The 267-nt window shown below is 47.2% G+C and carries 1 protein-coding gene; it reads right to left on the reverse strand.

Annotated features, from left to right (window positions below):
- On the reverse strand, positions 1-267 hold a 267-nt coding region (locus tag AC2FA3_RS15250; protein WP_490510324.1), incomplete at both ends, for a hypothetical protein.

Below are 267 nucleotides of genomic sequence, written 5' to 3' on the forward strand. Positions count from 1 at the left end.
CTTTTACGATATCCACCCGATTGCCGATTCCGCCGATTTTGAGAGCATTTCGCAAGCCGGGAACCAGCGGTTCCAGCTTGTCTAAGGCGGTACCCACATAAGAAATTTCTTCGTTATATTTTGCGCCCAAGGCATTTTTAGTTTCATTGGCCCACGCTTCCTGCTGTTCAATCTGCTGTGCTTCATAGGCTTTCACCATGTTCTGTGCATAGTTCATTCCATATTTCGCCAGCGTATTTGCCTGTTCATTGTTCAGACTCAAGCCCC

This window comes from Janibacter sp. CoH_79_TC_3, from assembly GCF_058197955.1.